This window comes from Mucilaginibacter sp. P4_C11, assembly GCF_056402115.1.
The window spans coordinates 1-13,635 of record NZ_JBFUIA010000035.1; the positions used below are offsets into that span (position 1 = coordinate 1).

Consider the following 13,635-nt stretch of genomic DNA (forward strand, 5'->3'; position numbering starts at 1 on the left):
ATTAAAGGTGATAACATCTTTAAACGACAAGCCTTCTTCTTTGTGTAAGCGTACCAGTTCGGCATAAACACGGATGGGGGTAACACCTGTTGCCAGGCCAAGCACTGCCTGCTCGCCTTTTGCCTGCTTATCGCGGATAAGTTTAGCTATCCTGCCTGCTACGGCAATGGATGCCTCCTGCTGGTTGCCATAAACGCTTACCGGCAGCTTCTCGTACCGGGTCTCTTCCAATAAATTTAATCGGGCCATAATTTTCTAAAGAACCTTTGTTATATATATGTTGAATTAAAAAAAGCGTATTAAAAAAAATCCCCGCCGAAACGAGGATTTTATCAAACCAATTAACAAAACTGTTTTAACCTCACCGACATAAGGCTAAAAAGAATTCTATTTAATAACAAGTTGTGCATTACTGGTACAAACATAATAAAACTTATTTTCAATAAAAAGAACTTTTTAAATTATTTTAATAAGTTATTTTTATGTTGCCTGTAGGTTAATATAAAACAAGAAAAGAGCTCCTGATGGGCAGGAACTCTGATCTAACCAATTATAAAACATAAATATGAGAAGAGAAGAGATGCAGGGGATGGGGTCGAACCATCCGCTTGCTGCCAGCCAGCGCCTGCGTTGTAGCTATTAAAAGCACCCTTTTATAAACTATCTGCCGCAAATATATAATTAATTCTATATTGTCTATGTATTTAGTAGAATAAAATAAGAATTTTTTTAATTCCATAACTGGTACAGTGTTTTTGCCTTTATTTTTTAAATCACTATCTTTATATCATGACTACAATGACATTACAGGTTCCCGATGCCCTTGAAAAAGAACATGACGAAACCGTACGGTTCCTTGCTGCCAAGTTGTATGAATCGGGTAAATTAACTTTAGGCCAGGCGGCAGAAATGTGCGGTATGCAGAAATGGGATTATGCCGAGATTTTGGTGAATTATGGTGTGCATTTTTTTGACGCAAGTGCAGCGGATGCTATAAATGATGCCAAAGGGATATAGCGTAATTATTACTGATACAAGTTGCTTTAGTTTATTGCAAAAGTTGGATGCGCTCGATTTGTTACATCAGCTATTCCCGGTTGTAATAACAACGCCTCAAATAGCCAGCGAGTTTAGATATCCCTTACCCGATTGGGTTATTATTAGGCCGGTGGTTAATGTTGCTCTGCAAAATGAATTCCTAAATTTTGTGGATTATGGAGAAGCAAGTGCAATAGCTTTGGCATCCGAAATAACCTTCGATTTTTTAATTATTGATGATGGCAATGCCCGGAGGTTTGCGGAAAAGCTTGGAATGCTGGTTAAAGGAACTATTGGCTTATTGGTAATCGCAAAAAGTAAAGGCCTTATTCCTGCATTGAGGCCTTATTTTGAACAAATACAGCAAACCAATTTTAGGATAGCAAAATCACTGATCGATTCTGTTTTACGGGAGACTGGTGAATAATAAAATCACCAATTTTCAATTGCTAACAAAAAAGGTGGCCTTATCACCGGCCACCTCTTTATAGGCTAACTAATATAAAGCTGCAATCAAACCAAATCAAACCTATCAAGGTTCATAATCTTGGTCCAGGCGGCAATAAAATCCTTAACAAACTTTTCGCCGCCGTCTGCACAGGCATAAACTTCGGCAATTGCCCTTAGTTCGGAGTTAGAACCGAAGATCAGGTCGACACGGGTACCGGTCCATTTAATTTCTCCTGTAGCCCTGTCCGATCCGGTAAACACCAGGCCGGCATCTGATGTCGGTTTCCATGTTGTCGATAAATCAAGCAGGTTTACAAAAAAATCGTTGGTAAGTGTTTCCGTGCGGTTGGTTAACACGCCATGCTGAGATCCGTTAAAATTGGTGCCCAGCACGCGCATACCACCAATCAAAACCGTTAGTTCCGGCGCGGTTAATGTCAGCAGCTGTGCCTTATCAACCAGCATTGCTTCGGCGGCGCTGGAATGCTGCGGGTTAAAATAGTTGCGGAAACCATCGGCACCGGGTTCAAGGTATTCAAATGATTCTACGTCGGTTTGTTCTTGTGATGCATCGGCCCGGCCCGGCGTAAAAGGAACGTTGATATCAAAACCAGCAGTTTTAGCCGCTTTCTCGATACCTGCGGATCCGGCTAAAACAATCAGGTCGGCAATAGAAACACTTTTACCATTGGTTTGCGCGCTGTTAAATTCACGTTGGATACCTTCAAGCGTTGATAAAACCTGCGCCAGTTGCGCTGGGTTATTTACTTCCCAATCCTTTTGTGGGGCAAGGCGAACACGTGCACCGTTGGCACCACCACGCTTATCAGAACCGCGGAATGTTGATGCCGATGCCCATGCGGTTGATACCAATTGCGACACAGGCAATCCCGAATCAAGAATTTTGCCTTTAAACGCAGCTATGTCACTATCATCAATTAGCTGATGGGTAACTGCAGGGATAGGGTCCTGCCATATCAATACTTCGGCAGGTACATCCGGGCCAAGGTAGCGGGCACGCGGGCCCATATCGCGGTGAGTAAGCTTAAACCAGGCGCGCGAAAACGCATCGGCAAACTCGCCGGGGTTTTCGTAAAAATGCCTTGAAACTTTCTCATATGCAGGGTCAACTTTTAAAGCGATATCTGATGTAAGCATAAATGGCGCGTGGCGTTTTGCCGGGTCATGCGCATCGGGTATTAAACCCGCGCCTGCATCGTCCTTAGGTTTCCATTGGTGTGCACCGCCCGAGCCTTTAGTTAGCTCCCATTCGTAGCCAAACAGGTTTTCAAAATAGTTGTTGCTCCATTGCGTAGGTGTGGTGGTCCATGCTCCCTCTAAACCGCTGGTAATCGTGTAACTTGCATTACCGCTGCCAAAACTATTTTTCCAGCCAAGTCCCTGCTCTTCAATAGCAGCGCCTGCGGGTTCTTTGCCTACGTATTGGCCCGGATCGGCAGCGCCATGCGTTTTGCCAAAGGTATGGCCGCCGGCTATAAGGGCAACTGTTTCTTCGTCATTCATCGCCATACGGCCAAAAGTTTCGCGAATGTCGCGTGCAGATGCAAGCGGATCGGGGTTTCCATTAGGGCCTTCGGGGTTTACATAAATTAAACCCATTTGTACGGCAGCAAGCGGGTTTTCCAGTTCGCGATCGGCTGTATAGCGGGCGTCGCCCAGCCATTCTTTTTCAGATCCCCAGTAAACATCCTCGGCCGGTTCCCAAACATCGGCACGGCCGCCGCCAAAACCAAAAGGTTTTAACCCCATCGACTCGAGGGCACAGTTGCCGGTAAGTATCATCAGATCGGCCCATGACAATTTTTTGCCATATTTTTGTTTTATCGGCCAAAGTAGTAAGCGTGCTTTGTCCAAATTAGCATTATCGGGCCAGCTGTTGAGCGGTGCAAAGCGCTGGGTGCCAAAACCTGCACCGCCACGCCCGTCAGAAACCCGGTATGTACCGGCGCTGTGCCAGGCCATGCGGATAAAGAAGGGACCATAATGGCCATAATCGGCCGGCCACCAATCCTGCGATGTAGTCATCAACTCAAAAATATCTTGTTTAACAGCATCCAGGTCCAGGCTTTTAAATTCTTCGGCATAATTGAATGCCTCGCCCATCGGGTTTGAAAGGAGCGAATTTTGGCGAAGAATGTTCAGTTTTAGCTGGTTAGGCCACCAGTCGCGGTTCCTGGTTCCGCTACCGGCGCTTTGCTTTAGGGCTCCGTTTAAAAACGGGCATTTGGCTGCAGCGCTGGGGCTGTTAACATCGCTTAGTTTGCTGTTATCTGCGTGGTTTTCCATAATTAATAGGTTGTATAAGTTTATGTTTAAAATTAAGAAAATCTAATTTGAGATATCTACTTAACGTTCATAAATAAGTAATCTTTTCTGCAAACAGCGATAGTATGCCTAACTGGTATGGCAACTGCGCCCCTGTCGCCGTCTCTTTGTTTTACAGCTTCGTCGATAAAAAAGTGCTCTATGTCGATGCACGCTTTGGTAGCTGCAATTTAAGCTGAAAATTTACCGTTAACCAGGTAATTAATTAAAGGTTTAAACATCAGCCTGTTTTACGTTTAACAAACTATTAATTTATGATCATACTACTTTGTGGCCTGTCGGGTGCCGGGAAAACAACCCTCGCCAAAAAAATGAAGGAAAATCTTAACCGGGTGGAAATCCAAACGGAGGTAATAGATGCCGATGAATACCGGCAGCAATTATTCCCCGATCTTAAATATTCAAGGGAAGACCGCTTTGAAAACATAAGGCGGTTGGGTTTTATAGCCAGCAAGTTTAGCAACCAGGGCATAGTTACTGTCATTAGCGCCATAATGCCCTATGAGGCCATGCGGAGCCAACTGATTAACGATTACGATGATGTTAAAGTAGTTCATATTGACTGCCCATTACCCATTTTAAAAGCAAGAGATACCAAAGGACTTTATCACAAAGCGCAGCTGCCTGCCGGCCACCCGGAACGGGTAGGCAATTTAACAGGCGTGAATGATCCGTTTGAAGCACCGGCAACGCCTCACCTTTATATTAACACCTATGCCCATGACATTACAGAATGTACGGTGATGCTGCTGGCTTTTATACAGCAAGAGCGTCATTTATTAAACCGGCAGTACATCGCCTGTTAAATATCTTAAAAATATAAACTCATAAATTAATACTCATGCAACATCAAACTTTAATCATCACCGGGATGCACCGTTCCGGAACGTCGTTGATAACAAACTGGCTTAACCGCTGTGGATTGCAAATTGGCGAAAGCCTGGTAGCCGCCGGCAATGGCAATGTTGAGGGGCATTTTGAGGATGTAGAATTTTTGAAGCTGCATGAGGAGATTTTAAATAACAACAGCCTTGATATATCGGGGCTGGTAGATGCCAAAAAGATAGAACTATCACCTTATCAGCTGGCTAAATTACAAGGCGTTATCAACATAAAACAGCAGCTGTATGAACAATGGGGGTGGAAAGATCCGCGTACCTGCCTGTTCCTGGATACTTACAGTAAGCTGCTACCCGAAGCCAAATACCTGGTAATCATGCGCGATTACAATGCTGTTATCAGTTCGCTTATAAAACGGGAGTTTGCAAACGTCGACAAAAAATATAAGGGTCGTAATTATCTTCAACAGATGATTTGGAAGTGTTGGCGCCGCAGCCGCCGCGAGGAAAGCTTTTATATGGAGCATGCCGAAACCTATTTAAAGGTGTGGATAAACTATAACGAAGAGATATTAAAGACCTTAAAAAGGTTACCGGCGGATGATTACCTGGTTATTAACTACGAACTATTGCTGGAGAAAGACGAGCAGGTTATTGAATTTTTAAAAAACAAGTGGAAGTTTAATTTAAACTACTTTGATTTTGGCCAGGTTTACAAAAATAGTTTAATGAGTGCGCCGCACGATATTGAGCGTTTTATACAAACCAAAACCTTACTGGTAAAGGCGCAATATCTTCAGTTGCGTATAGGCCATTATGTTAGGTTGGGGTAGGTTATTGATGTGCAGGTGTGCAGATTTCAGATGTGCAGATGATTGGTCTGAACTCGGATTAAGCAGATTCTTCAGATTTTTTTGATTTGATTTGCAGGAGGCCGAATGGTCAAAATTTCTAAAATCTGTGTAATCTGAAGAATCTGTTTAATTCTGGTTCAGTCAAATCACTAACAACAAAAAATTCGTGAAATTCGAATCAATTCGCACCATTCGTGTTAAAAAAATCATCCGCACATCTGAAATCTGCATATCAGTATTTGACAATAATTTTCAAATTTTCAAATCCTCAAATTTTCAAATTATCTCCAACCTGCACATCAGCATTATTTTTTATCTTTACCCATCCAAAAGTTTTTAGCGAATAATGAGTGAAGATCTGAATCAAAACGAGATACCTGACAATAACGACGACAAATTACATAACGTTACCTCACTCGACGGGTTATACGAAAACTGGTTTCTTGATTATGCCTCTTACGTTATCCTTGACCGTGCCGTACCACACATTAATGATGGTTTAAAGCCGGTACAGCGCCGTATCCTGCACTCCTTAAAGGAAATGGACGACGGGCGTTTTAATAAGGCCGCCAACGTAATAGGTAATACCATGAAGTATCACCCCCACGGTGATGCATCCATAGGTGATGCCATGGTACAAATAGGGCAAAAAAACCTGCTGATTGACTGCCAGGGCAACTGGGGCGATCCGGTTACGGGTGATTCGGCAGCGGCTCCGCGTTATATCGAGGCCCGCTTATCCAAATTTGCGTTGGATGTGGTTTTTAATGCCGATACCACTATTTGGCAGGCCAGCTATGATGGCCGTAATAAAGAACCTATTACCCTGCCCGTAAAATTCCCCCTGCTGCTTGCCCAGGGTGCCGAAGGTATAGCGGTAGGTTTGGCTACCAAAATATTACCGCATAATTTTATCGAGCTGATTGATGCATCAATAGCCGCCCTTAAAGGGGTGAGGCCTAATTTGCTGCCCGATTTCCCTACCGGGGGTATGGCCGATGCATCTGCTTATAACGAGGGCCAGCGCGGCGGCAAGGTAAGGGTACGCGCCCGCATTGCCGAGAAAGACAAAAAGACACTTGTTATATCCGAAATTCCGTTTAGTACCACCACCGGTGGCCTGATGGAAAGTATTGTGAATGCCAACGAAAAAGGCAAGATCAAGATTAAGAAGATTGAAGATAATACATCAAGGGATGTAGAAATTGTGGTGCACCTTGCGCCTGGTATATCCCCCGACGTAACAATCGATGCGTTATATGCATTTACCGACTGCGAGGTATCTATATCGCCCAATACCTGCGTTATCCAATCAGATAAGCCGCGCTTTATGAGCGTGAACGATATGCTTACCGAAAGCACGTTTTTTACAAAAGAGCTATTAAAACAGGAACTGGAGATAAGGCTGAAGGAATTGATGGAGAAGATCTTCTTCAGCTCATTGCTTAAAATATTTATACAGGAGGGGATGTACAAACACCCCGACTATGAAACATCGGGTAATTTTGAAACGGTGCTGGAGGTATTGAACCGATTGTTCGAGCCGTTCTTCCCGCAGTTTTACCGTACCATAGTAGCCGAGGATTACAAAAAGCTGATAGATAAACCTATGAGCAGCATCACCCGCTTTGACGTTAAAAAAGCGGATGAGCAGATGAAGGCCCTGGAAAACGAAATAAAGCAGGTAAAACATCACCTGAAACACCTAACCGATTATACCATTGCCTGGTTTGAAAAGCTGCGCGAAAAGTACGGGAAAGACAGGGGCCGTAAAACCGAACTGCGCACCTTCGATAAAGTGGAAGCTGCACAGGTGGCGTTGGCCAACATAAAATTGTACGTTAATAAAACCGATGGCTTTGTGGGCTCGGGCCTTAAAAAGGATGACGCGGTTGAGTACGTTGGCGATTGCTCGGATATCGACGAGATCATCGTTTTTCGTGCCGATGGCCGCTGCCTGATCACTAAAGTGCAGGATAAGGTTTTTGTGGGTAAAGATATCATTCACGTAGCCGTATTTAAAAAGAACGACGAGCGTACCGTGTATAACATGATATATAAAGATGGCGAAAGCGGCATTGCGTATATCAAACGTTTCTCGGTAGTAGGGGTAACCCGCGATAAGGAATACGACCTTACCAAGGGCACAAAGGGCACCAAAGTGCTGTACTTTACAGCCAACTCCAACGGCGAGGCCGAAATAGTGAATGTGCAGCTTAAACCACATTCAAAACTTAAGAAACTGCAGTTTGATGAGGATTTTGCTTCGATAGCCATAAAAGGCCGCGGATCGATGGGGAATATCATTACCAAGTACCCGGTTAAAAAGATAGTGCTGAAATCGAAGGGCATATCAACCTTGGCCGGCAGAAAAATTTGGTATGATGAGATCCTGAAACGCCTTAACGCCGATGGGCGGGGGAAATACCTGGGCGAGTTTGATGGCGACGACCGTATCCTGAATGTACTAAGTACGGGCGTGTATGAGCTTACTAATTTCGATCTGAACAATCATTTTGATGATAAAATGATCCTGATTGAAAAATATGATCCTAAAAAGGTTTTCTCGGTAATTCACCTCGATGGGAAATCTAAAAACTATATGGTTAAACGCTTCGTGTTTGAAACCATAGCTATAGGCAAACAGGTAAGCATCATCAGCGATGAGCCGGGATCAAAACTGCTTTACATCGCCAAAGCAAACCAATTGGTAAAAGTTGTACAGCTTAAAGGTAAAGAGCAAACGCCCGAAACCATTGAGGTAAACCTTGCCGACCTGATAGATGTAAAAGGTATGAAAGCCATGGGCAACCGCCTGTCGCAATTACCCATCAAATCTGTCGAGCTGATAGCTACTGAGGATGCTGCCGAGGAGTCGGTTGAAGAAGAAGATAGGGATGCAGAAGAATCGGTTGAAACAAACATTGAGGCAGCCGAAGCAGAACCTGAGACAGAACAGGTAAAACCGGAAACACCGGCAACGAAATCGGCCCCAAAACAGGTTGAATCTCCGAAAGAAGAATCACTCAAAACAGAATCGGCAAAATCACCGGAACCTGAAGCGGGCGAAGCCTCAAACGAAATATCGGATTCGCCTGCAAAACCGGCGCAAACTCAAACCAAGAAAATTGATTTCGAGATTACCAACCCGGATGATATTGATATAGACGATAAAGGCCAGTTAGGGCTGTTTTAAATTATTTAAGCCATCGGTTGAATTTGCAACCGGTGGCTTTTTTTAACAGTACTTTTTACATCTTCCTTGTAGCCACATACGCCACCAGGTATTGCGGTTCGGCTTTAGGGCCCGCCTTAAGTACACCTTGTTCTGCACCGGCAATTACCTGGTTTAACCGGGTAGCTACAAGGCCGGGAACGGTGGCAAGTACATCAGGTGCAAGCAAGGCCGATATTACAGGGTAGTATTTCTTTTCGATAGCTGCTTTTTGTTTATCGGCGGCTATGCTTACATTCCACAACTCGTCTTTAGCAAACCCGTATTCGCTGGCGCAATTGGTTAGTTCATATAAAAAATCCCTGGCCTGGGCCTCGGCAGACTTGGCGGCCATTATTTAGCTTTTTTATTGGGTACTATAATGTCCAGCTTGGCTTTGCTGGTTTTACCAGCCTGGTAATCAGACGGGGCTTTTTTACCTACCGGATTCGGCATGCTTTTTTTGTCTTTGCTCATGGTAGTATGGGATTTATAACCTGCCGGATGTATTTCTGGCTGTGTGTAGTAATCAAAGATGAACTAATAAAACGATGTTTGTGCTATGTTAAAATAATAATTAAATAATTAAACCATCTTTACTTTTAGATTAAAAAATAACAAAACTTATTCGTGGTTGATGTGTTGTTTGGTTCAATAATAAAAGGTAAACTGCACTCATGAACGCTGAACAAGAAAAAACAAGATATAACGAAACCGAACTACTGGAATTTAAAACACTGATACAGGGAAAAATAAAATCGGCCCGTGAAGAACTGCTCGATCTGACCTCTTCCATCAGTAATCCCAACGCCAATGGTACCGATGATACGGCCAGTTCGCACAACACTTTGGAGGATGGCTCGGCAACGCTGGAGAAAGAATCTATCAACCAACTGGCATCGCGCCAAAAGAAATTTATCGATCAGCTGGAAGCGGCCCTGGTGCGCATAGAGAACCGTACTTACGGCATTTGCCGCGAAACCGGCAAGCTTATCCAACGCGAACGTTTATTGGCTGTACCCCACACTACACTAAGCATGGCGGCTAAGCTGAAACAATAAGTTGTAGTAAGTTATTTGAAAAAATAAAGCCCGGATGGATAAACATTCGGGCTTTATTTTTTGATATAAATTCTTCCGTTTGCTATCCATATAATTTTCTGGTGTTTATTGAAATCAAATATTTTGACATCATTCCGGAATTGCCATATATTTATCAGCTAATAAATCATTATCACAATACCCGCTTAATAGTTTGCCTTAACGCATAAGCGGGTCCTAACCTTACCCGATGAAAAAATGGCCAATAATTATCATATGCTTTTCCTTTTTATTTCTGGGCGTTATTTGGTATATCGAATTTAAATATAAATTAGAATCGCTTGATTGGTTACTAACCAAATTGGCAGGTATGGCTGTTATATTTATCGCTTTGGTTTTTGTCGTGGTTAGTGAAAAAGAATCAAAATGGAATAAAATTTTAAGGATAAGTAATGTGCTTTTTTGGATGGTATATATGGGGTATAAAGATATATCCAAATACAACAATAATGTCCATCTGACTAAGTTTGGCTTGGTGTTTAATGATACCAGGCGGAGGTTGGGCGTACCCGAAATTCCAATTGATTGGAATGTAAAATACAAGTGGAACAGGTTTGTAGAATGGCAGGCGAAGGACACTACCATTGGACACCAATCGAAACGTATTATTATAGAAGATTCTGTTTGGAAAATAGAACTGGAGGATGATGAATATAAGCTTAAGCCCATTAATGGCCAGCCAAGGGATATGTCGATAAGAATCGAATACGCGCGTGGTAAAGCCAAAGACTCCATTTTTTATTATTTTAACCCGGGTGATAGCACCCGGTTAATTTCCAGGCAACAGGCTGATAGTATTTTTACAGCAGAAAAAATTAAAAAAGATTATCAGCGGTAATGTATTAAAGTACCCGGCTGATAGCTTTGAAGCAATATTGGCCATGTTTTTAATATTAAACAATATTTAGCGTAGTTTTATACAATTAGCCTGATACCATCATGAAAATCATAGCATCAATATTAATAGCCCTGGTTGCCATTGAACACATTTATATTTTATGGATAGAAATGTTTGCCTGGACAACCAAAGGCCGTGCAACCTTTAAAAGCTTCCCTGCCGAGTTGTTTGAGCCCACCAAAAATCTTGCAGCCAACCAGGGGCTTTATAATGGCTTTTTGGCCGCCGGGCTGATATGGGCGCTACTGATTGGCGATGCAGTATGGGCCAAAAATGTGGCCATGTTTTTTTTAGGCTGCGTAGTAGTAGCGGGCTTGTACGGTGGCTTTACAGCTGGTAAAGCTATTTTTATAAAGCAAATGCTGCCCGCCGCCGTAGCATTGTGCGCGGTAGTGATATGGATGTAGGTTAACCCTGTCTAGCTGCCTAATTACTAAACCTGTTATATTGCCCGCGCTCCATCCTGATATCCAGGCGCTGCAGCATGGCCGGTAAGTTGAACCCTTGTTGCTGATATTCGGCCTGCACCAATTCTTTCGCGTTTTTTAGTGCTTCTTCACTGGCCCATACAGCTATGGTTACGCAAATAAAGTTGCCCTCATCGTCGGTACGTTCGTAAGCTTCATCGCCAATAAAACCGGGAAGTTGTTTGATAAATGAACGATTGATATGCATGCGTTCGGTAAATTCCGCCTTTGCGTTTTGGGGCATTATGAAGCGGTCGATAAATATTTGTTCCATTTGATTTGTGTTATTAATTATGTTAAAAGAGTACAGGAATAACCCTGCCTGTTCATGATATGGATAACCTGCGGCAGGTTAATTTCCTGCTGCGCCGATTCAATACGCAGTATCCGGTCGCAATCCTCCAGGTCGAAATTGATGCGGCAATGGGGCAGATGTTGCAATAACAGGCTAATCAGCGTGGCAGCTTCGCATCCCTGCATTACATCGGTTTTAAATATTTCAACCTGGGTATTCATGCTCAATAAGCTATCTCTACGGTTGCCCGGTAAATTTCCTGGTTAACAAGGTTGTTTACCATATAGTGGCCTACATCCGCACGCGATACCTGGAGGCAATTTTTTAAAAACCGGTTTACAGCGGTGCGATAATTACCCGTTAAAGGTTTGTCGGTTAGCTGTGGCGGGCGGATAATTGTCCAGTCGGTGCTGCTTTCTTTTACGATAGCTTCCATCCGATGCAGGTCGGCATACATATGTTTAAGTAGCTTTTGAATTACATACCGGGCAACCAGGCGCACATACCAGGGAATCACGGGGCTTATTTCCAGCGCCGAAGCCGAGATACAAATGATGCGCTTAACACCATGTTGCTCCATTGCTTTTAAAAGGTTAGCGTTGCCCTGTGAGTAAAGAGCGGTAGGCTTATCGCTAAATAAACCACCGCTTACACCTAATGCCGATAGCACAATTTGCTTGCCTTTCATTTCAGCTGTAAAACTTTCAGGTCGCATGATGTCGCCCTGTATAATATTAAGATTGGGATGCATTAGCTGCAAGTTAGCCGGATTACGTACCAGCGCGGTAACCCGGTGGCCGGCCTGTAAAGCCTGCTCCACCGCCTGGCGGCCAATGCCGCCATTTGCGCCTGCAATAAATATGTTCATGGTCATATCAGTTAAATTTAAAAACGCTTAAAAAAATAATCAGCAAAAACAGCAGCAGCTGCAGCATGTGAAAGGCTTTGATGTTGCTTTTGATACGGGCAACTTCGGTTGTAAATACCAATTCGCCAGCTTCCAGTAACTTGCGAAGCTTTAAGCTCTGCCGACGCCCTATGAGCAGGCTATTGAGAATTACCAGGACCACCAGTGCAAACTTGATCCTGAACCAGAGCTGCTCGCCAAAAACGCCGTGGGTTAGGGCCATCATACCTATGCCGCTTGTGATGAGCAGGGCAGCGCCAATACCGGCCACACGTGGCAGCCTGGCCATCATGTTCAATAATGCATCGGGCCGGTCGCCCTGGCCGGCAAACTTCCAAAACGATGAGTAAGCCAGGTAATCAACCAATGTAGTACCGGCCATTAATACTAATGCTGTTAAATGCAGCACCAGGAAAGTGGGTAAAAGATAACTGATTTGCATATTTTAAACTTTTTGGTAGTAAATAATATACAATATTATACCATATGGTAGTATGTAACAAATAACTTTTGTCATTTTTTTATAATTTTGCTTCCAAATGGTAGTAAATCAAACAGTAGAATTAGTGAAGCGCTGGGGCGCTTACGAAGCGCAGCATCCCGGGGCCAGTATTGAAGATTTTTGCCGGTACCAGCTGGCCCAAAATGTTAAGCCCGAAAGCAACAGTACGCCAAAGGGCGACCTGCGCCCCGACCTGAACGGCCAGCTGGTGATCCTGTTGCGCCGGATTGGTAAATTCCATATCGCTTATTCAAACAAAGCGCTTGAGGGTACCGGGCTTGACCAGATGGAAGAATTTGGGATACTGGTAACTATTTATAACCAAAAGAACCCTATAAAATCAGAAGCCATATACAATAACATTATGGAATTATCCAGCGGCAGTAATATGCTGATCAGGCTAAAAAAACGGGGTTTGGTGAGCGAGTACGACGATGAGCAGGATAAACGGGTAAAACGCCTTAAACTAACCGCCAAAGGCGAGGCCACTTTATTAACTGCCAAAGAAGTTGTGCTGAAGGTAGCCCGAATGATGGTTAATGAACTGACCGACGAGCAAAAGCGGTTATGCATCCAGCTGCTTAGCCCGATTGACCGCCGTTTCTCCGGCCTGTTTCAAAAACAGCGTAATAAGTCGTTTGATGATATTTACCTTGAAAATATCAGGTAAGCCGTTTTTATCTATTGGAAGCGTTTTGGCGAAGTGTCTGTGATAAGTCTTGGTT

General features: G+C 43.6%; 16 protein-coding genes and 1 pseudogene. 9 read left to right on the forward strand and 8 right to left on the reverse strand.

The window, feature by feature from the left end; translation table 11 throughout:
• A pseudogene (locus AC1DU2_RS25315) lies at positions 1–249 on the reverse strand (glucosamine-6-phosphate deaminase); the annotation flags it as partial.
• Between the two features lie 540 nt (positions 250–789).
• On the opposite strand from AC1DU2_RS25315, the gene AC1DU2_RS25320 reads away from it, so the two are divergent.
• Together AC1DU2_RS25320 and AC1DU2_RS25325 are read left to right on the forward strand one after the other, a co-directional pair.
• Positions 790–1,017, forward strand: coding sequence for a UPF0175 family protein (locus AC1DU2_RS25320; protein ID WP_477368275.1), 228 nt, complete (start codon positions 790–792; stop codon positions 1,015–1,017).
• On the forward strand, positions 998–1,465 hold the full coding sequence (locus tag AC1DU2_RS25325) for a PIN domain-containing protein (protein ID WP_477387842.1): 468 nt from the start codon (positions 998–1,000) through the stop codon (positions 1,463–1,465). Before AC1DU2_RS25320 ends, AC1DU2_RS25325 begins: the two co-directional genes overlap by 20 nt.
• An 86-nt stretch (positions 1,466–1,551) precedes the next feature.
• Here AC1DU2_RS25325 and katG read toward each other — a convergent pair whose 3' ends face one another.
• The gene (gene katG / locus AC1DU2_RS25330) at positions 1,552–3,795 is read right to left on the reverse strand and encodes a catalase/peroxidase HPI (protein WP_477387844.1); all 2,244 of its coding nucleotides are present in this window, start codon (positions 3,793–3,795) and stop codon (positions 1,552–1,554) included.
• Positions 3,796–4,088: 293 nt separating this feature from the next.
• Between katG and cysC the strand changes: the two genes are divergently transcribed.
• The 3 genes from cysC to AC1DU2_RS25345 all read left to right on the forward strand — a co-directional run bounded on the left by cysC (position 4,089) and on the right by AC1DU2_RS25345 (position 8,723).
• On the forward strand, positions 4,089–4,640 hold the full coding sequence (gene cysC / locus AC1DU2_RS25335) for an adenylyl-sulfate kinase (protein WP_477368265.1): 552 nt from the start codon (positions 4,089–4,091) through the stop codon (positions 4,638–4,640).
• Between the two features lie 35 nt (positions 4,641–4,675).
• Complete coding sequence (locus tag AC1DU2_RS25340; RefSeq protein ID WP_477387846.1) at positions 4,676–5,506, forward strand: sulfotransferase; 831 nt, start codon at positions 4,676–4,678, stop codon at positions 5,504–5,506.
• 367 nt (positions 5,507–5,873) lie between these two features.
• A complete protein-coding gene (locus tag AC1DU2_RS25345; protein ID WP_477387848.1) occupies positions 5,874–8,723 on the forward strand; it encodes a DNA gyrase/topoisomerase IV subunit A in 2,850 nt (949 codons plus the stop codon).
• A gap of 55 nt (positions 8,724–8,778) precedes the next feature.
• Here the strand turns inward: AC1DU2_RS25345 and AC1DU2_RS25350 are convergent, their stop codons facing one another.
• Both AC1DU2_RS25350 and AC1DU2_RS25355 read right to left on the reverse strand, forming a co-directional pair.
• Positions 8,779–9,096, reverse strand: coding sequence for a hypothetical protein (locus tag AC1DU2_RS25350; RefSeq protein ID WP_477368256.1), 318 nt, complete (start codon positions 9,094–9,096; stop codon positions 8,779–8,781).
• Entirely contained in the window at positions 9,096–9,218 is a 123-nt protein-coding gene (locus AC1DU2_RS25355; protein ID WP_477368253.1) for a hypothetical protein, read from the reverse strand. The genes AC1DU2_RS25350 and AC1DU2_RS25355 overlap by 1 nt, the downstream gene beginning before the upstream one ends.
• 200 nt (positions 9,219–9,418) lie before the next feature.
• Here AC1DU2_RS25355 and AC1DU2_RS25360 point away from each other — a divergent pair, with 200 nt between their 5' ends.
• The 3 genes from AC1DU2_RS25360 to AC1DU2_RS25370 all read left to right on the forward strand — a co-directional run bounded on the left by AC1DU2_RS25360 (position 9,419) and on the right by AC1DU2_RS25370 (position 11,146).
• Positions 9,419–9,802: a TraR/DksA family transcriptional regulator gene (locus AC1DU2_RS25360; protein WP_090645387.1), complete on the forward strand. Its 384-nt coding sequence runs from the start codon at positions 9,419–9,421 to the stop codon at positions 9,800–9,802.
• Between the two features lie 349 nt (positions 9,803–10,151).
• Positions 10,152–10,679 (forward strand): hypothetical protein, encoded by a 528-nt coding sequence (locus AC1DU2_RS25365; RefSeq protein WP_477387850.1) that lies wholly within the window; start codon positions 10,152–10,154, stop codon positions 10,677–10,679.
• Between the two features lie 101 nt (positions 10,680–10,780).
• A complete protein-coding gene (locus AC1DU2_RS25370) occupies positions 10,781–11,146 on the forward strand; it encodes a DUF1304 domain-containing protein (RefSeq protein WP_477387852.1) in 366 nt (121 codons plus the stop codon).
• Positions 11,147–11,165: 19 nt separating this feature from the next.
• Here the strand turns inward: AC1DU2_RS25370 and AC1DU2_RS25375 are convergent, their stop codons facing one another.
• The 4 genes from AC1DU2_RS25375 to AC1DU2_RS25390 are packed head-to-tail and all read right to left on the reverse strand — an operon-like array spanning position 11,166 to position 12,850.
• On the reverse strand, positions 11,166–11,480 hold the full coding sequence (locus tag AC1DU2_RS25375) for an antibiotic biosynthesis monooxygenase family protein (protein WP_477387854.1): 315 nt from the start codon (positions 11,478–11,480) through the stop codon (positions 11,166–11,168).
• A gap of 17 nt (positions 11,481–11,497) precedes the next feature.
• Positions 11,498–11,722: a hypothetical protein gene (locus tag AC1DU2_RS25380; RefSeq protein WP_477368241.1), complete on the reverse strand. Its 225-nt coding sequence runs from the start codon at positions 11,720–11,722 to the stop codon at positions 11,498–11,500.
• A 2-nt stretch (positions 11,723–11,724) separates the two neighbouring features.
• Positions 11,725–12,369, reverse strand: coding sequence for an NAD(P)-dependent oxidoreductase (locus AC1DU2_RS25385; RefSeq protein ID WP_477368238.1), 645 nt, complete (start codon positions 12,367–12,369; stop codon positions 11,725–11,727).
• Positions 12,370–12,376: 7 nt separating this feature from the next.
• The gene (locus AC1DU2_RS25390; protein WP_477387856.1) at positions 12,377–12,850 is read right to left on the reverse strand and encodes a hypothetical protein; all 474 of its coding nucleotides are present in this window, start codon (positions 12,848–12,850) and stop codon (positions 12,377–12,379) included.
• A gap of 97 nt (positions 12,851–12,947) precedes the next feature.
• Between AC1DU2_RS25390 and AC1DU2_RS25395 the strand changes: the two genes are divergently transcribed.
• Complete coding sequence (locus AC1DU2_RS25395) at positions 12,948–13,580, forward strand: MarR family winged helix-turn-helix transcriptional regulator (RefSeq protein ID WP_477387858.1); 633 nt, start codon at positions 12,948–12,950, stop codon at positions 13,578–13,580.
• The last annotated feature ends 55 nt before the right edge of the window (positions 13,581–13,635 follow it).